This is a genomic window from Maricaulis sp. (assembly GCF_048269565.1).
In the GTDB taxonomy this organism is placed as follows: Bacteria; Pseudomonadota; Alphaproteobacteria; order Caulobacterales; family Maricaulaceae; genus Maricaulis.
Map to the genome: position 1 here is coordinate 594,812 of NZ_JBLXIK010000001.1, position 16,895 is coordinate 611,706.

The following is a 16,895-nucleotide window of genomic DNA, read 5'->3' on the forward strand; positions in this document are numbered from 1 at the left end:
GACTAGCTCCAGTCATTCTTCAGATCATATGTAGCGAAGAGTCTCGTCGATCTCCAGCCCTCAGACCATTACATCTTCGTCTCACGCTTATCGCGGTCGAGAATAAACACATCCAGGATAATGGCGGCGACGCCGAGATTGATCCCGACATCGGCGATATTGAACACCCAGGGGAACATCAGGCCGGAAAAATTCAGGAAGTCGGCGACCGCGCCGTACAGCGCCCGGTCAATGGCATTGCCCAGGGCACCGCCGATAATCAGGCCGAAAGCGATCGCCTGCCAGCGCCGGGTGACCTTGAACGGTCCCAGCGACAGCAGGCCGGCGACCAGGGCCAGGGCCACCGCGACCGAAAACCCGACCAACAGAAAACGGCCGAGCGGGCCATCGGCGCCGAGCAGGCCGAAGCTGACGCCCTTGTTCCAGACCATGGTCAGATCGAAAAACGGCGAGACTTCGATATGGCCGCAATTATTGACCATGCTGGCGCGAGCCACCGCATCGGCGCGCTGGAACTCCAGACAGCCCGGCGGCGAAAAGGCGAGCCAGTCAAGCACCCACCATTTGCTCAACTGGTCCAGCACCAGCACGGACCCGGCAAGGATCAGGCCCAGGCGGGCCTCGGCCGTCATCCGGATCGCGCGCAGCGGCTCAAGCATTCATCGCGTCCCAGTGGGCGACCGCTTCGGCGTCGCGCGGGGTGAGATCGGGATAGCGGCTGTCGCTGCCGACCTCGGTAGAATATTTCCACGAGCGTGCGCACTTGCGGCCCACGGCCCGGCCGGGAATGACCGCGATATCGGCGACATCATCGAGCCGGAAGGCCCCGTCCGGAGCCGGCTCGTCATGCAGGCTGGCCTGGCTGGTGATCGCGATCTCGGCCAGATAGTCCTCGATATCGCCATCGGCTTCCTGCGCCAGCGCCGCCCGGTAGGCCGGATCGGCGACATAGACCTGCGGTGCGGCCTCGAGGCTGGAGCCGATACGCTTTTCACGGCGTTCCACTTCCAGCGCCCCGTTCACGACCCGGCGCAGGCGGCGAATGGTCTGCCAGCGCTCGGCGCGGCTGCCATCATGCCAGTCGGCCGGGGTCGACGGGAAAGTGCGCAGGTGGACACTGTCGGTGTCGGACGGGTGCAGGCCGAGCCAGACCTCTTCCATGGTGAAGGGCATGATGGGCGCCAGCCAGGCAGTCAACCGGTCGATGACCTCATGCATCACCGTGCGCGCCGCACGCCGGCGCAGCGCGTCGGGACGATCACAATACAGCGCGTCCTTGCGGACATCGAGATAGAAGGCCGACAGGTCGACGACGCAGAAATTGAACAGCGCCGAATAGACCTTCTTGAAGTCACAGGCCGCATAGCCCTCGCGCACGATACCGTCGAGCTCGTGCAGGCGGTGCAGCACCCAGCGTTCCAGCGATGGCATCTGGTGGTGCGCCACGGTCTCCGAATCCTCGAAACCGTCGAGGGCGCCCAGGACATAGCGCATCGTATTGCGCAGCTTGCGATAGGCATCGACGCTGGTCTGGAGGATCTCGTCGGAGATGCGCAGATCGTCGGTATAGTCCTGGCCGGCGGCCCACAGACGCAGGATCTCGACGCCGTATTTCTTGGCGACATCTTCCGGCGCGACGACATTGCCCAGCGATTTGGACATCTTGCGGCCATCGCCCGCCATCACGAAACCATGGGTCAGCACGGCGTCATAGGGCGCACGGCCACGCGTGCCGCAGCTTTCGAGCAGGGAGGACTGGAACCAGCCGCGGTGCTGGTCGGAGCCCTCCAGATAGAGATCGGCCGGCCATTTCAGGTCCGGGCGCGGCTCGAGCGCGAAGGCATGGGTGCAACCGCTGTCAAACCAGACATCAAGAATATCGGTGACCTTTTCCCACTCATCGGCATTGTATTCATCACCGAGGAATTCCGAGGCCGGACGCTCGAACCAGGCATCGGCCCCGTCCTCTTCGACCGCCTTGATGATGCGGGCATGCACCTTGGGATCATTGAGCACGCGCTTGGTGCCGGCCTCGACGAACAGGGTCAGCGGCACGCCCCAGGCGCGCTGGCGCGAGACCAGCCAGTCCGGCCGGCCCTCGACCATGGCCCGGATGCGGTTTTCCGCCACTTTCGGCGTCCACGCGGTGTCGCCGATCGCCTTGAGCGCGGCCTCGCGCAGGGAGCGGCCATCCTGCATCGGCCGGTCGATGGCGACGAACCATTGCGGCGTATTGCGGAAGATGACCGGCGCCTTGGAGCGCCAGGAATGCGGATAGGAGTGCTCGAGGCGTCCGCGTGCCAGCAATCGGCCATGGGCGATGAGGGCATCGATCACCGCCTTGTTGGCCGGACCGTCCTGGCCCTGCTTCTTGCCGTCGACACGGATGATGTGCAGACCGCCAAACAGCGGGATATTGTCGTAGAAGGCCCCGTCCTCGCCGACGGTCTGTGGCACGGCCATATTGCGGTCATGCCATTCGGGATGCGCCATCCAGGCGACATAGTCTTCCGCACCATGGCCCGGCGCGGTGTGGACAAAGCCGGTCCCGGTCTCGTCGGTGACGTGATCGCCGGCCAGCAATGGTACGCCATAGCTCCAGTATTTGTCGGCATCGGTGAGCGGGTGGGCACAGACCAAGCCTTCCGGATCGACGCTCATGATCCGGTCAGCGCGGGTGATCTTGGCTGCCGCGGCGGTCTCTTCCCACAGATTGTCGGCGATGATCAGCCGGTCGCCAGGCATCGCCCAGGGCTTGAACTCGCTCTCGCCCACTGCCGTGACCTCGTAGAGGCCATAGGTGATGTCGGGCGAGTAGCAGATGGCGCGATTGGCCGGGATCGTCCACGGCGTCGTGGTCCAGATCACCACATGCGCACCGATACAGGGCGACGGGATCGCGGAGCCGTCCTTGCGCAGGCCGCGCAGCGGGAAGCGGACATGGATCGTGGTCGAGACCTTGTCGTGATATTCGACTTCCGCTTCAGCCAGCGCAGTCTGCTCGACCGGCGACCACATCACCGGTGCCGAGCCGCAATAGACCAGGCCCTGTTTCACGAAGCTGAGGAATTCGCGCACGATCGCCGATTCGGATTCATAGGCCATGGTCGTGTAGGGATCATCCCAGTTCCCGACACCGCCGAGACGCTTGAATTCCTCGCGCTGGATATCGATCCAGCCGGCCGCATAGGAGCGGCATTCGGCGCGGAATTCCTTGGTCGGAACATCATTCTTGTTGCGGCCCTTGGAGCGGTAGAACTGCTCGACCTTCCATTCGATCGGCAGGCCATGGCAATCCCAGCCCGGGCGATAGGGCGCGTCGAAGCCGGCCATCTGGCGCGAACGCACGACGAAATCCTTCAGAATCTTGTTCATGCCGGTGCCGATATGGATGTGGCCATTGGCATAGGGCGGGCCATCATGCAGCACGAAGCGGGTCCGCTTCTCGCCCTGCTCGCGCAGGCGGCGGTAGATGTCCAGCTTTTCCCAGCGCTCGAGCCAGAGCGGTTCCTGCTTCGGCAGGCCGGCGCGCATCGGGAAATCGGTCTTGGGCAGAAACAGGGTCTGGCGATAATCGCGGTTTTCGGCGGTTTCGCTGGCGGTATCGGCGGGCTTATCCGTCATCGGATCAGGTCCTTGCGGTCAGTATCGTTGAGGGTTCTGAAGGAGAGGCAGTCTCCCGGAACCGCACGGGATCAAACCCGGCGGCCCGGGCCGCTAATTCGCCGGGCAAGGGATGCCGGAGACGGCTCCGCATCGCATATCATCAATCGGGAACAAACCATGCTCCCGCGTATATCCGAGCGCGTCAGGCCGGTCCAGCCACGCGCGTCAGCACGTCGCGGGCACTGGCCGCATCCAGCGCGATCTGCGCCTTGAGGGCGTCGAGACCGTCAAAGCGCCGTTCGGGGCGCAAATGGTCATGGAACTCAACCGCCAGCTCACAGCCATAGAGATCGCCGTCAAAGTCGAGCAGGTGCACCTCGAGCAGTTCTGTGGTGCCATCAACGGTGGGGCGCTTGCCGATATTGGCCACGGCCGGACGCGTCGCCGCCTCGCCATCAATCCCGACCATCACCGCGTAAACGCCATAGGCGGGGCGGACATAATCGCCCAGATCGATATTGGCGGTCGGAAAGCCGATGGTGCGGCCACGCTGATTGCCGTGCACGACAATGCCGTCCACCGTCCAGCGCACGCCAAGCAGTTCGGCCGCGGCCTGCATATTGCCGTCATGAATGGCCTGGCGGATCCGGGTCGAGGAGACCTTGTCGGAGCCATTGCCCTCCAGCTCGGCAAAGTCCGAGCGGATATTGCGTGCCGCGCACAATTGCGCCAGCTCGACCGTCGATCCGGCACGGCCGGCACCGAAGCGGAAATCGGCACCGGTGACGATGCCGCTGATCCCGAGACCGTCGGCCAGCACACGCTGTACGAAGGCCTCGGGCGTCATCTGCGCCATCACGGCGTCAAATTCGAGCACATGCAGTTGCGCCACGCCGAGCGCCGCCAGCAGGGCATCGCGACGCGCCGGGCTCATCAGGCGAAAAGCCCGCGCATCGGGCGCGAAATAGCGCCGCGGATGGGGTTCGAACAGGGCAACGCCGAGCTTGGCTCCGGCAGTATCCGCCAGCTTGCGCGCCACATCGAGCACGGCGCGATGGCCCAGATGCACGCCGTCGAAATTGCCCAGCGCGATCACCGCACCGCGATGCCCCGCATCAATCCCGTCATATCCGTGAAGCGTCTGCATCAATGATTACTCAGCCGGCTTCCGGCGCCGTTTGCGGACCATGACTTCCGCCTCGGCCTGCATCGCCACCTTGCCCTCGACCGTGCAGACACAATCCATGACCAGGCGGCGCGCCTTGATGTCGATTTCCTTCACCGTGACCCGCGTCAGCACTTCATCGCCGATGCGCACCGGCTGGAAGAAGCGCATGTTCAGCGCCAGGAAGATCGCGCCCGGTCCGGGCAGCTGGTTGCCGAGCACACCGGAGATGTGGGAGGCCACCAGCGCCCCGTGCACGATGCGGCCGCGGAACGGCGTCGTGCGGGCATAGGCCTCGTCCATATGCACCGGATTATAGTCGCCTGACACCTTGGCAAACTGGTCCAGATCCTCCTCGACAACGACTCGCACTGCTTCCGCAGATTGGCCGATTCGCATGTCTTCCAAGGCAATTGCTTCGATTTCCGCCATGACTCTCTCCGTCTCTTCGCCCGCTTTAACCGATTTTTATCCGCAGTTGTCTAGGGTCCTAGATGAAGACAGCGGAACAAGCTGTCTCAGGTAACACGCCGAGTGGATGGAGACTTAGCATGGCTGTCGATATGACAATGTCGATCCTGGTTGTGGACGACTACAAAACCATGATCAGAATCATACGCAACCTGCTCAAGCAGATTGGCTTCGAGAATGTCGATGATGCCTCTGACGGGCAGGAAGCATTCGCGAAGATGCAGGAAAACAAGTATGGGCTGGTCATTTCCGACTGGAACATGGAACCGATGACCGGCTACGAGCTGCTGCAGAAGGTTCGCGCTGATGAGGGCATGAAAGCCACGCCCTTCATCATGGTGACCGCAGAGTCCAAGACCGAGAACGTTGTCGCGGCGAAACGAGCCGGCGTGAACAACTATATCGTGAAGCCGTTCAATGCCGGCACCTTGAAGTCCAAGATGTCTGCTGTTCTGGGTGATTTCTAGGCTCTGGCCTGAATGACACCCCGTTTGAACCTGCTGAGCAAGGAGGGCCCCATGCCCGCCGCCAATGTCGCCGCGCAAGTCCGCACATCGCTCGCCTCCCTGAAGGCCGGCGATCTGCAAGGTGCGCAGATCATGGAAGTCCTGAAGCTGGCCCACCAGCTGACGGATACGATGAAGCTGTTCTTCAGCTCCCTCGACCAGTCGATCTGCCAGGAATTCAATTATATCGCAGAGTATATCTCACGGACACGGGACGAAATTGCCGCCCTGCGCCCCAATGATATCAAGACCCAGCGCATTCCCACCGCCGGCGCCGAACTGGAAGCCGTGGTAGGGGATACCGAGAAGGCCACCGAAACGATCATGTCGGCGGCCGAGGATGTCCTGTGCGATGACACTGACGATTTCGCCGCCTACCGGGCGAATGTCGAAGCGCAGATGATGACCATCATCGAAGCCTGCAGCTTCCAGGATCTCGCCGGCCAGCGGGTTTCCAAGGTGGTCAACAGCCTGCGCCATGTGGAAGATCGCGTCGCCCGCTTCGCCGATGTTATGGGTGTCCGCGATGCCGACATGACGCCACAGGAAGAAACGCCCGAGGAAAAACGCGCCCGCGAGCAATTGCTCAACGGCCCGGCCATGGGCGGTCCTGAAACCAGCCAGGACGATATCGACGCCATGTTTGCCGCGATGGATGCGCCACCGGTCAATGATCTCGACCAGGGCTCGATCGACTCGCTGTTCGACTAGGCTGACCAGGCGAGTGCCGACGCCCACCAGCGCGCCTGCACCCCATAGCCACCCAACATGTCAGCGACAGTTTCGGAATCGAGGCTGTCGCTGTTCAGGTCTGCGGCGTGAATGCCGTCGGCGATGAACAGGGCGTCGACGCCGATACGCAGGGCGCCGGCAATATCGGTCTCCGGTCCGTCGCCGATCGCGAGCACACGCCCGGGATCGCACACCCGCCCTGCCGCTTCGACCTTGGCCCGCGCCAGCTCGTAGATCGGCCGGTGCGGCTTGCCGGCGACAATGCTTCGCCCGCCCATCTGTGTGTACAGCCGCGCGATGGCGCCGGCGCAATACACCAGCCGGTCACCGGACTGCACGACAATGTCGGGATTGGCACAGACCAGATCGAGATCACGTTCGAGCGCCGCCTCCAGCACGCTGCGATAGTCTTCCGGCTTGCCGTTCCAATAGTCATCCGGCCCGGTACAGCTGATGAAATCCGCCTCGGCAAGGCCGGTGAAGCGGATGTCGAGGCCCTCATAGAGCGCATCATCATCATCCGGCCCGATCCGCAGGGCGCGGCCGGGCATGCGCTTGGCCAGCTCCTCATGAATCGCATCGCCCGAGGTGACGATCGCATCGACGCTGCCGCCGGGCATGCCCATCTGGTCGAGGTGGGCGGCCAGACCGCGCGCGCGTTGCGGCGAATTGGAGACAAGACAGACAAATCCGCCAGACTGGCGAAAGCGGATCAGCGCATCGATAGCGGCGGGCAAGAGCCGGCGGCCATCGCGGATCACGCCCCAGACATCGCAATACAGGACGTCATAGCGGTCACGAAGTTCGGACAGGGTTGCGGGCTGGATCATGACCGGGTTGAAGCAGCGCCGCCGCGCCAGGTCAATCCTGCGCCGCTGGCTGGATGCTAGCTGGCCATGCGCACGACATTGCCCGTTTCGTCGAGCACTTCGTCACGCACCGGGCGCGGCTCGCCGAACAGATGACCCTGACCGAAGGCGACATCGAGCTCGAGCACCTCGACCACGGTCGATTCGGATTCGATCTTGTCGACAATCAGGTCGATGCCGTGGCGGGCGAACACGCCGGCCATGTCTTCATGAGCGATGGAGCCCGCTTCCAGCCCGGCAATCGATTCGAGATTATTGACTGCATCGAGCAGGCGCTGGCCGGCAATCTTGACGAAGCGCACACCGGCCCGCTGCATCTCGCCCAGATCGAGATCGACATCGGTGACCTGGTCGATGGAGAAGCGGAAACCGAAATCGACCATGCGCGACATGTTGCGCGCCGCGATGGCATTGCGTTCGATGAAGGCCCGCTGCGGGATTTCGAAAATCAGCGCACCGGCGAGATCATTGTTCTGGCGGATAAAGTCGAGGAAGGACGGGAAGAAGCTCTCATCGGCCAGCGAGTGGGGCGAGACATTGCAGAATATCCCGACGCGGCGATCCTGCTGCGTCAGCCGGCGCAGGATCTGGACGCAGCGGAACAGCAGCAGATTGTCGACCTCGGTCATCAGCCCGGCGCGTTCGGCGGCCTCGATGAAGACACCCGGCGCCAGCAGGCGACCGGCGGCGTCGCGCAAACGGGTGAAGCTCTCATAGAACATGATCCGCCGCTGCGGCAGGGTGACGATGGGCTGCAGATAGAGATCGACGCGATTGGCCTGCAGGGCCTCGCGGACAATATCGATATTGACCGCCTTGCTGCTCGACTCGACCGCCTGGCCCGACCGCTCCGGAAGCGGCTCTCCGACCCGGCGTACCAGATCCTCGAGCACCTTGACCTCATGCACGAAGGCATTGTCGCGCTCGACGGCCTCGCAGCGCAGCTCATCGGTGATCTCATCGAGCCGGCGCTGCGCCGCCTCGAATTCCTCGGCCAGGGCCAGATTGGCCGATTTGAGACCGCGGATTTCCTCTTCCGTCGCCTTGCGTTCCGCCGCATGCGAGGCGGCGGAATGGGCCATGCCGGCGACGATGAACACGATCGCGCCCATCATCCAGGCCGTCGCCGTCGACATCAGGCCAAAGAACTCGAACCCGACCGCGGCGACCACCGCGACCATCACATAGGTGAGCAGAATGAGAATGTCTGATGCGCGGGGCATGGGCAGCCTTGTTGAACCGGCAATGCCGAAAACGAATCGGTGGCAATGCGAGATGCTAGGCTGATCCCCTACCGGTTGTCGTTTGGTTAACGAAGGTAAACCGCCCCGGCGCCCCGCTTTTCCCCAAAGAAAAAGCGGCCCATCATTGATGGACCGCCTTCTTCATTTCAACGGCCTGCCCGGATCAGGACGTCGTGTGCGGCCGGATCAGGATTTCCACGCGCCGGTTGCGGGCGCGGCCATCGGCCGTGTCATTGCTGGCGATCGGCGAACGCTCGCCCATGCCGGCGATGTAGAAACGGTCACGCAGCACGCCCTGGGAGATCAAATAGCTGCCCACCGAGGATGCCCGCTGCTCAGACAGGGTCTGGTTATAGGCATCGGCGCCGGTCGAATCGGCATGGCCGATGACATCGACATAGGTGGCGGGATAGCGATTGAGGACCTGGGCAGCATCATTGAGGATGCGGTAGAAGTCCGGCTTGATCGAGGAGGAGTTGGTGTCGAAGGTGACATCGCCCGGCATGATCAGGAGCAGATCATTGCCCTGGCGGCGCACGCCGACGCCGCTGTCGGACATGGCTTCGCGCATCGCCGTTTCCTGGCGATCCATGTAATTGCCGATCCCGGCCCCGGCGAGACCGCCGATACCGGCGCCGATCAGGGCGTTGGTGCGGCCTTCCTGGCTATCGGACGTATTGGTGAGATAGCCCAGCGCAGCGCCGGCGGCAGCGCCGATCAGCGCGCCACGTCCGGTGTAGTTCGGACGGACTTCGCCGGTATAGGGGTCGGTTGTGGTGCAGGCCGTCATCGCCAAGGCAGCCAGGCTCGTCATCAGGGCAGTACGGATTTTCATGGGTTCGACCTCTTAGCTCATCGGTCGCGTGGACCGTCAGGGCATTCATTATCACAGGCATTGCGTACGAGCGATATCAATCACGCGATGAACGCAAAATGACCGGCAGGAAACACCGCCGCACGATTCCCCGTCACAGTGCACATCGGCGCCCTTGACGCCGTGATGGCGACTGCTTATCTGCCCCCTGTTAGCAGTCGGCGGTCGTGAGTGCCAAACTTCTCCGCCAGGCTGTTTTTTGATTTCTGTCCTCTTGTTGGAGATACACCAAGATGAGCTTTCGTCCTCTGCACGACCGCGTCCTTGTGAAGCGCCTCGAAGAACAATCCACCACCAAAGGCGGGATCATCATCCCCGACACCGCCAAGGAAAAGCCCCAGGAAGGCGAAATCGTCGCCGTCGGCAACGGCGCCATCAAGGATGACGGCTCGGTCCGTCCCCTCGACGTCAAGGCCGGCGATCGCATCCTGTTCGGCAAATGGTCCGGCACCGAGGTCACCCTCGACGGCGCCGAGCTGATCATCATGAAAGAATCCGACATCCTGGGCATTGTTGGCGCCTGAGCGGCCGCCGCGATCCCTTCTGACAAACTCTAGCAAACGGAAAAAATCCCATGGCTGCTAAAGACGTACTCTTCGGTTCCGACGCCCGTGAGCGCATGCTGCGCGGTGTCGATATCCTTGCCAACGCCGTCAAGGTGACCCTCGGCCCGAAAGGCCGGAATGTCGTGCTTGAAAAATCCTTTGGTGCCCCGCGCACCACGAAGGACGGCGTTTCGGTCGCCAAGGAAATCCAGCTCACCGACAAATTCGAGAACATGGGCGCACAAATGCTGCGCGAAGTCGCCTCGAAGACCAATGACGAAGCCGGCGACGGCACCACGACCGCCACGGTCCTGGCCCAGTCCATCGTCCGCGAAGGCATGAAGTCGGTGGCTGCCGGCATGAACCCGATGGACCTGAAGCGCGGCATCGACAAGGCCGTTGCCCTCGTCGTCGCCGAAATCAAGGCCTCCGCCACCCCGATCAAGGGCACCGCTGAAGTCGCCCAGGTTGGCACCATCTCCGCCAATGGCGCATCGGAAATCGGTGAAATGATTGCCAAGGCCATGGAAAAGGTCGGCAATGAAGGCGTCATCACGGTTGAAGAAGCCAAATCCCTCGACACCGAACTCGACGTCGTTGAAGGCATGCAGTTCGACCGCGGTTACCTGTCGCCTTACTTCATCACCAATGCCGAGAAGATGACGGTCGAGCTCGAAGAGCCCTACATCCTGCTGCACGAGAAGAAGCTGACCTCGCTTCAGCCGATGCTGCCGATCCTGGAAACCGTCGTTCAGTCGGGCCGTCCGCTGCTGATCATCGCGGAAGACGTCGAAGGCGAAGCGCTGGCGACCCTCGTGGTCAACAAGCTGCGTGGCGGCCTGAAGATCGCCGCCGTCAAGGCACCCGGCTTCGGCGATCGCCGCAAGTCGATGCTGGAAGACATCGCCATCCTGACCGGTGGCCAGGTCATCTCCGAAGATCTCGGCATCAAGCTTGAGACCGTCACTCTCGACATGCTCGGCACCGCCAAGCGCGTTGGCATCACCAAGGACGATACCACCATCGTCGACGGTGCCGGCGAAGCCGCTGCGATCGAGGCCCGGGTCACCCAGATCCGTCGCCAGGTCGAGGAAACCACCTCCGATTACGACCGTGAAAAGCTGCAGGAACGTCTGGCCAAGCTGGCCGGCGGTGTGGCCGTGATCAAGGTCGGCGGCGCGACCGAAATGGAAGTGAAAGAAAAGAAAGACCGCGTCGACGACGCCCTCAATGCGACCCGTGCGGCCGTTGAAGAAGGCATCGTGCCAGGCGGCGGCGTTGCGCTGCTGAAAGCTTCGCTGAAGCTGGCCGGCATGAAGGGCGACAATCCTGACCAGACCCAGGGCATCGCGATCATCTCGCGCGCGCTGCAGTCCCCGATCCGCCAGATCGCCGAAAATTCCGGCGTCGAAGGCTCGATCGTGGTCGGCAAGGTGATGGAAAACGCATCCCTCACCTTCGGTTTCAATGCCCAGACGGAAGAGTATGGCGACATGCTCGCCTTCGGTGTCATCGACCCGGCCAAGGTTGTCCGTACCGCTCTGCAGGATGCCGCTTCGGTTGCCTCCCTGCTGATCACCACGGAAGCCGCCGTTGCCGACACACCAAAGGACGAGTCCGCTGGTGGCGGCATGCCTGACATGGGCGGCATGGGTGGCATGGGCGGAATGGGCGGCATGATGTAATCATGATGCCCATGAGTCCGCCCATCATCGAAAGGTGAGCCGTCCGGGAACCGGACGGCGGGGGTGGCATGGGCGGCATGATGTAATCATGCCGTTCGGCTCACGCTGAACGCACAAGGACAAGGCCGCTCCCACAGGGGGCGGCCTTTTTCTTTGACCTGCACGGTATGCCGCGCGCCCTCAGCCGAGCGGGACGGCCGTGGAGAATTTGTGGGTCGTGAACACCACCGAGGTCTCATAGCGCTTCACGACCGGGTCGCCGAGCAGGGTCGTCTGCGCCCAGGCCTCGAATTCGCGCAGATCGGGGGCGTGAACGATGAGGATGAAGTCGACCTCGCCGGCAATGGAATAGCATTGCGTCACCCGATCGCTCGCAACCATCTCCTCCCGGAAACGCGCATAGGCCCCAACGCTGTCCTCGGCGAAGATCACCGAGACGACCATGGTCTGCCCCAACGCGTCGCGGTCCAGCAACGCAACATCGCCGCAGATAACGCCCTCATTGCGCAGCCGGTCGAGCCGCCGCCGCACCGCCGTCTCCGACAGATTGACCCGGTGGGCGATCTCCCGGTTCGGCAGACGATTATCCGCCTGGACGACGGCGAGAATGGCTTGGTCGAATGCGTCCAGCATGGCGTATCCTTGTTGCATCGGCGCGCAGATCGGCGAATTTCGCCGTTTAACGCACGAAATTCGCCCATTCCCGGCGGGCGATTACGTCTAGTCTCACACCTCCTCTCAAACAAGCTACGAGTCGCCATGTTTTCCGCCCCGCGTTTTCTGATCGCCGCAGCCACCGCCCTCGCCTCGCTGACAGGCGCCTGCACGGCCCAGACCGTCGCCCCGGACGATGCGTCCCTGAACAGCCGCATCGCGGCGCGCATTGACGAAACCCTCGCCGAAGGCGTGGCCGGCGCCATTGTGCTGCTGGAGATGAACGGCGAGCGCCAGGTGTTCAGCCGCGGTCTCGCCGATCGGGCAACGGGCGAAGCCATGGCGGACGATAACCGGCTGCGCATGGCCAGCGTTGGCAAGCTCTACACGGCGACCGTCATCCACCGCCTGCTCCTCGATGGCCGGATCGATCTCGACCGCACGGCGGCCGATTATGTCGAACCCGCCCGCATCGACGGCATCGCGAATGCGGACATCGCCACCATCCGGCAATTGCTCAACCACACCTCCGGCGTCCCCGACTATTATGACGACGCGTGGGAGGCACAGGTCAGCACCGTAGCGAGAAACACCGCTGATACGACACTCGACCATATCCGGGGCCGTGAGGCGGATTTCGCGCCGGGCGAAGACTCTGGCTATTCCAACAGCAATTATCAGCTGCTGGGTCTGGTCGCCGAGGCGGTGACCGGGCAGCCGCTCGGAGATCTGATGGACAGCATTATCTTCGCGCCGCTGCAGCTGCAGGCGACCGGCTATAATGTGTATGGCGATCCGCATGACCGCATTCACGGCTATGGCCGCGGCGATGATGCGGATTTCGACACCTTCACCCTGCAGGACAATAACGGTGCCGATGGCGGCGTGCTGGCAACAGCGAGCGATGCGGCGATTTTCCTGGACGCGCTTTTCTCCAGCGACGGCGCGCTGGCCGATATCGGCCGCTCCATGCTCTCAGACAAGTTTGACCGCGGCAATGGCCGCTATCGTGCCCTCGGCCCGACCTATGTCGAACACGAGTCCGGCCTGAACCTCGTGACCCATAGCGGCTATATCGATGGCTATGTCACAACGGTCGTGCGCGTGCTGTCGCCCGACATCACCGTCATCGTGCACCTCAATTGCAGCGAACCGCAGCTGGCCGGAACATTGGCGCGGGACATGCTCTTCATGGTGGCAGCGGAGGGCGAAGGCTAGCCCCCTCCGGAACCGCCCTTTTCCTTGCTGTCTCTCGTCACGGTCTGCGCTATGATGCGCGCAACAGACATTTTGGGGAGATCAGCATGAAGTATTTCGCAATCGGCGCGGCATTCGTGGCGGCGTTCGGGCTGGCGGCCTGCCAGCCCGCTGACCAGGCGGCTCCCGCCACCGACGAAGCAAGCGCGCCGGCGGTCACGCAATACGATGCCGCCACCTTCTTCATGACCACCAGCTTCGGCATGGCCGACAGCAGCGGGCATGCCTTTGCGGCCTCCGACGGCCGCATCCTGATCTCCTCGGACGAAACCGGTGTCTTCAACGCCTATGCTGTCGATCCGGTCTCGGGCGACCGCGAGGCGCTGACCTCATCGACCACCAGCGCCACCTATGCCGTCAGCTGGTTCCCCAATGATGACCGCGCCCTGGTCACCGCCGATGGCGGCGGCGATGAGCTCAGCCATGTCTATGTCCGCGAACTCGATGGCCGTTTGAGCGATCTGACGCCGGGCGAAAACGTCAAAGCCCAATTCATCGGCTTCTCGCCCGATGGCAGCGATATCTGGATTGCGACCAATGCGCGGGACGCCGCCGCCTTCGATGTCTACCAATACGACACGCTGAGCTATGAGAGCAGCGTCCTGTTCGAGAACGCCGACACACTGGCCATCAATGCCGTCAGCCCGGATGGCCGCTGGCTCGCCCTGGTGCGCAGCCGCACCTCGGCCGACAGCGATATCCTGCTGGTCGATCTGGCCGCGGATGATCGCGAGCCGGTGCTGATCACACCGCACGACGGCAATATCGCCTACAGCGCCTATACCTTCACCCCTGACAGCAGCGCCCTGATTTATGCCACCGACGAGTTCGGCGAATTCTCCCAGGCCTGGTCGCATGATCTCGCCACCGGTGAGCGCGCACCGGTCGTGACCGCGGACTGGGATGTCCAGTTCGTCACCTATTCGCCCTCGGGCCGCTTTCTGGTGACCGGCATCAATGCCGATGCCCGCACCGAAGTGAGCATCACCGATCTGGAGACCGGCGAAGCGCTCGCCCTGCCTGACCTGCCGGCCGGCGATCTCGGCGCGGTCCGCTTCTCGCGCGATGAAGGCTCGATCGCCTTCACGATCAATGCCGCCACCTCGCCGTCAAATGTCCATCTCGTCGACCTGGCCACACAGGCACACGCCCAGCTGACCAATGCCCTCAATCCGGCGATCAGCGAAGCCGACATGGTCGATGCCGAAGTGGTGCGCTTTGCCAGTTTCGATGGCGTGGAAATCCCGGGCATCATGTATCGCCCGCATGGTGCCAGCGCCGACAATCCGGTCCCCGCCCTCGTCATGGTTCATGGCGGACCTGGCGGACAGAGCCGGATCGGCTATTCGGCGATGATCCAGCACCTCGTCAATCACGGCTATGCCGTCTACGCCGCCAACAACCGCGGCTCCTCGGGCTATGGCAAAACCTTCTTCCACATGGATGACCGCCGTCATGGCGAGGAAGACCTCAATGACATCGTCGCGGCCGGCGATTACTTGCGCTCGCTCGACTGGGTGCGCGATGACCAGGTCGGCGTCATCGGCGGTTCCTATGGCGGCTTCATGACCGTTGCGGCCCTCGCCTTCCACCCGGACGCCTTCGAGGTCGGGATCGATATTTTCGGCGTCACCAATTGGGAGCGCACCCTCGCCTCCATCCCGCCCTGGTGGGAGAGCTTCCGCGAGTCGCTGTATGACGAGATGGGCGATCCGGCCACCGATGCCGAACGCCACCGCGCCATCTCGCCGCTCTTCCATGCCGAGACGATCACCAAACCGCTGATGGTCATCCAGGGCGCCAATGATCCGCGCGTGCTGCAGGTGGAGAGCGATGAAATGGTCGCCGCCGTGCGCGCCAATGGTGTGCCGGTCGAATACGTCCTCTTCCCCGATGAAGGCCACGGCTTCCGCGGCCGCGACAACCGCATCACGGCGTCGGAGGCCTATCTCAGCTTCCTGGATACGTATTTGCGCGGGGAAGGCGAATAGGCAGATTAAGACGCGACAGGCGGGCGGCCTCCGGGCCGCCCGTAGGCGTCAGACCGGCTGGCGCAATGCCGCAATCCGCGCCACCGACTGGTCGATGCGCGCTTCGGTGAAGCGGCCCTCGACAATCGCCTCGATCACCCAGTCGACAATGCGCTGCGGCAGCTCCGGATCGGGGGCGGCCGAGTTGGACAGCATGATGATATCATTGCCGGCCTCGATCGAGCGCAGCACGGCTTCGCGCTGGCTGTAATTCTCGCGGATCGCGGCCATGTCGAGATCATCCGTCATGACGGCGCCGGTATAGCCGAGCTGGCCCCGCAACAGGCCCTCGATCACCGGCGCGGAGAAGGTCACCGGCACATCGGCCGGGTCGAGCCCGCGCTGGGTCAGATGCCCGCCCATGATGAGCCGCGCCTCGCCGGCCTCGATCAGGCGGCGGAAGGGGTCGAGCTCGGCATCGCTCCAGGTCTCGGTGATGTCGACAAATCCGGCATGGCTGTCGCCGCGTGAATGGCCGTGACCGGGGAAATGCTTGATGGCGCAGACCGCACCGGCCTCGCGATAGGCGTCGATGAAGGCGCTGGCATAGGCGGCAACGGTGGCGCCATCATCGCCATAGGCGCGGCCATGACGGCCGATGACGGCATTCTCGGGATCGTTCAGATCGGCAACAGGCGCCAGATTCATGTTGAAGCCGGCGGCCCGGAATTCCTGCGCGGCGGCGGCGTAGACGACACGTGCCGCGTCGGCATCGCCGGCCTCGGCGACCAGCCGGGCACGCGGAATGGCGGTATAGCCGAGATCGCGCGACAGGCGCTGCACCACCCCGCCCTCCTGGTCGACGGCCATCCAGGCATCGGGCGCGATCGCCCTGAAACGCGCCGTCAGACCTTCCACCCCCTCACGCGTGCGCACATTATGGCGCAGGAAAAGCACGCCACCGATCCGGCCCTCGCCCAGATGATCGGCGATCTGGTCAGCGCCTTCGGTGTCCACCGTCGAACCGATAAAGCCGAGCAACAGCATCTGGCCGATCCGCTGGTCCAGGCTCATCTCGTCGGCCATCGCGAAGGATGCCGGCAACAGGCTCATGCCGGCCGTGGCGGCCGCCCAGCGCAGGACGCTGCGGCGGTCCGGGCCGCCAAGGGGGTGCGTCATCAGTCTCTCCAGAGCCAAACAGGTCTGCTGGCACCATGCAAAGCCAGGGCCGCTCGCGCAAGCGGGCATCACGCCTGCATTGCGAAAAGGTCACACGGCAGCAAGGCTGGAGCCGGACGGGGTCGGGCAGTCTTGTCT

Annotated in this window: 15 protein-coding genes; 6 read left to right on the plus strand and 9 right to left on the minus strand. The window is 63.3% G+C overall.

Annotated elements, in window-relative coordinates:
- Positions 1–68: 68 nt before the first annotated feature.
- From lspA to ACN0YL_RS03005, 4 genes are all read right to left on the minus strand, one after another.
- Positions 69–659 carry a signal peptidase II gene (gene lspA, locus ACN0YL_RS02990; protein ID WP_417496976.1) on the minus strand — a complete coding sequence of 197 codons (591 nt, stop codon included), beginning with the start codon at positions 657–659 and terminating at the stop codon, positions 69–71.
- Positions 652–3,624, minus strand: a complete 2,973-nt coding sequence (ileS, locus tag ACN0YL_RS02995; protein ID WP_417496977.1) for an isoleucine--tRNA ligase — start codon at positions 3,622–3,624, stop codon at positions 652–654. The genes lspA and ileS overlap by 8 nt, the downstream gene beginning before the upstream one ends.
- A 184-nt stretch (positions 3,625–3,808) precedes the next feature.
- Positions 3,809–4,753: a bifunctional riboflavin kinase/FAD synthetase gene (locus tag ACN0YL_RS03000; protein ID WP_417496978.1), complete on the minus strand. Its 945-nt coding sequence runs from the start codon at positions 4,751–4,753 to the stop codon at positions 3,809–3,811.
- A gap of 6 nt (positions 4,754–4,759) precedes the next feature.
- A complete protein-coding gene (locus ACN0YL_RS03005) occupies positions 4,760–5,203 on the minus strand; it encodes a MaoC family dehydratase (protein ID WP_417492506.1) in 444 nt (147 codons plus the stop codon).
- A 119-nt stretch (positions 5,204–5,322) separates the two neighbouring features.
- Here ACN0YL_RS03005 and ACN0YL_RS03010 point away from each other — a divergent pair, with 119 nt between their 5' ends.
- Positions 5,323–5,709, plus strand: coding sequence for a response regulator (locus tag ACN0YL_RS03010; protein ID WP_417470890.1), 387 nt, complete (start codon positions 5,323–5,325; stop codon positions 5,707–5,709).
- A gap of 51 nt (positions 5,710–5,760) precedes the next feature.
- Positions 5,761–6,459, plus strand: coding sequence for a protein phosphatase CheZ (locus tag ACN0YL_RS03015; protein ID WP_417470892.1), 699 nt, complete (start codon positions 5,761–5,763; stop codon positions 6,457–6,459).
- Here ACN0YL_RS03015 and ACN0YL_RS03020 read toward each other — a convergent pair.
- The 3 genes from ACN0YL_RS03020 to ACN0YL_RS03030 form a co-directional block, all read right to left on the minus strand.
- Positions 6,456–7,310 carry a TIGR01459 family HAD-type hydrolase gene (locus ACN0YL_RS03020; RefSeq protein WP_417496979.1) on the minus strand — a complete coding sequence of 285 codons (855 nt, stop codon included), beginning with the start codon at positions 7,308–7,310 and terminating at the stop codon, positions 6,456–6,458. The genes ACN0YL_RS03015 and ACN0YL_RS03020 overlap by 4 nt on opposite strands.
- 56 nt (positions 7,311–7,366) lie before the next feature.
- Positions 7,367–8,572 (minus strand): EAL domain-containing protein, encoded by a 1,206-nt coding sequence (locus ACN0YL_RS03025; protein ID WP_417496980.1) that lies wholly within the window; start codon positions 8,570–8,572, stop codon positions 7,367–7,369.
- Between the two features lie 184 nt (positions 8,573–8,756).
- A complete protein-coding gene (locus ACN0YL_RS03030; protein WP_417496981.1) occupies positions 8,757–9,428 on the minus strand; it encodes an OmpA family protein in 672 nt (223 codons plus the stop codon).
- 272 nt (positions 9,429–9,700) lie between these two features.
- Between ACN0YL_RS03030 and groES the strand changes: the two genes are divergently transcribed.
- Positions 9,701–9,991, plus strand: coding sequence for a co-chaperone GroES (gene groES / locus ACN0YL_RS03035; RefSeq protein WP_417470899.1), 291 nt, complete (start codon positions 9,701–9,703; stop codon positions 9,989–9,991).
- Between the two features lie 50 nt (positions 9,992–10,041).
- On the plus strand, positions 10,042–11,697 hold the full coding sequence (gene groL / locus ACN0YL_RS03040) for a chaperonin GroEL (protein ID WP_417496982.1): 1,656 nt from the start codon (positions 10,042–10,044) through the stop codon (positions 11,695–11,697).
- A gap of 180 nt (positions 11,698–11,877) precedes the next feature.
- Here the strand turns inward: groL and ACN0YL_RS03045 are convergent, their stop codons facing one another.
- Entirely contained in the window at positions 11,878–12,330 is a 453-nt protein-coding gene (locus ACN0YL_RS03045; protein ID WP_417496983.1) for an Lrp/AsnC family transcriptional regulator, read from the minus strand.
- Positions 12,331–12,456: 126 nt separating this feature from the next.
- Here ACN0YL_RS03045 and ACN0YL_RS03050 point away from each other — a divergent pair, with 126 nt between their 5' ends.
- Both ACN0YL_RS03050 and ACN0YL_RS03055 read left to right on the plus strand, forming a co-directional pair.
- The gene (locus ACN0YL_RS03050; RefSeq protein ID WP_417496984.1) at positions 12,457–13,569 is read left to right on the plus strand and encodes a serine hydrolase domain-containing protein; all 1,113 of its coding nucleotides are present in this window, start codon (positions 12,457–12,459) and stop codon (positions 13,567–13,569) included.
- 86 nt (positions 13,570–13,655) lie between these two features.
- Positions 13,656–15,599 (plus strand): S9 family peptidase, encoded by a 1,944-nt coding sequence (locus ACN0YL_RS03055; RefSeq protein ID WP_417496985.1) that lies wholly within the window; start codon positions 13,656–13,658, stop codon positions 15,597–15,599.
- Between the two features lie 48 nt (positions 15,600–15,647).
- Here the strand turns inward: ACN0YL_RS03055 and ACN0YL_RS03060 are convergent, their stop codons facing one another.
- Positions 15,648–16,757, minus strand: a complete 1,110-nt coding sequence (locus ACN0YL_RS03060; RefSeq protein ID WP_417496986.1) for a glycoside hydrolase family 3 N-terminal domain-containing protein — start codon at positions 16,755–16,757, stop codon at positions 15,648–15,650.
- Between the last annotated feature and the right edge of the window lie 138 nt (positions 16,758–16,895).

What these genes read in the sequence shown, in the direction of transcription:
- lspA (WP_417496976.1), bottom strand. Translation starts at nt 659, where the DNA reads ATGCTTGAGCCGCTGCGCGCGATCCGGATGACGGCCGAGGCCCGCCTG.
- ileS (WP_417496977.1), bottom strand. Translation starts at nt 3,624, where the DNA reads ATGACGGATAAGCCCGCCGATACCGCCAGCGAAACCGCCGAAAACCGC.
- ACN0YL_RS03000 (WP_417496978.1), bottom strand. Translation starts at nt 4,753, where the DNA reads ATGCAGACGCTTCACGGATATGACGGGATTGATGCGGGGCATCGCGGT.
- ACN0YL_RS03005 (WP_417492506.1), bottom strand. Translation starts at nt 5,203, where the DNA reads ATGGCGGAAATCGAAGCAATTGCCTTGGAAGACATGCGAATCGGCCAA.
- ACN0YL_RS03010 (WP_417470890.1), top strand. Translation starts at nt 5,323, where the DNA reads ATGGCTGTCGATATGACAATGTCGATCCTGGTTGTGGACGACTACAAA.
- ACN0YL_RS03015 (WP_417470892.1), top strand. Translation starts at nt 5,761, where the DNA reads ATGCCCGCCGCCAATGTCGCCGCGCAAGTCCGCACATCGCTCGCCTCC.
- ACN0YL_RS03020 (WP_417496979.1), bottom strand. Translation starts at nt 7,310, where the DNA reads ATGATCCAGCCCGCAACCCTGTCCGAACTTCGTGACCGCTATGACGTC.
- ACN0YL_RS03025 (WP_417496980.1), bottom strand. Translation starts at nt 8,572, where the DNA reads ATGCCCCGCGCATCAGACATTCTCATTCTGCTCACCTATGTGATGGTC.
- ACN0YL_RS03030 (WP_417496981.1), bottom strand. Translation starts at nt 9,428, where the DNA reads ATGAAAATCCGTACTGCCCTGATGACGAGCCTGGCTGCCTTGGCGATG.
- groES (WP_417470899.1), top strand. Translation starts at nt 9,701, where the DNA reads ATGAGCTTTCGTCCTCTGCACGACCGCGTCCTTGTGAAGCGCCTCGAA.
- groL (WP_417496982.1), top strand. Translation starts at nt 10,042, where the DNA reads ATGGCTGCTAAAGACGTACTCTTCGGTTCCGACGCCCGTGAGCGCATG.
- ACN0YL_RS03045 (WP_417496983.1), bottom strand. Translation starts at nt 12,330, where the DNA reads ATGCTGGACGCATTCGACCAAGCCATTCTCGCCGTCGTCCAGGCGGAT.
- ACN0YL_RS03050 (WP_417496984.1), top strand. Translation starts at nt 12,457, where the DNA reads ATGTTTTCCGCCCCGCGTTTTCTGATCGCCGCAGCCACCGCCCTCGCC.
- ACN0YL_RS03055 (WP_417496985.1), top strand. Translation starts at nt 13,656, where the DNA reads ATGAAGTATTTCGCAATCGGCGCGGCATTCGTGGCGGCGTTCGGGCTG.
- ACN0YL_RS03060 (WP_417496986.1), bottom strand. Translation starts at nt 16,757, where the DNA reads ATGACGCACCCCCTTGGCGGCCCGGACCGCCGCAGCGTCCTGCGCTGG.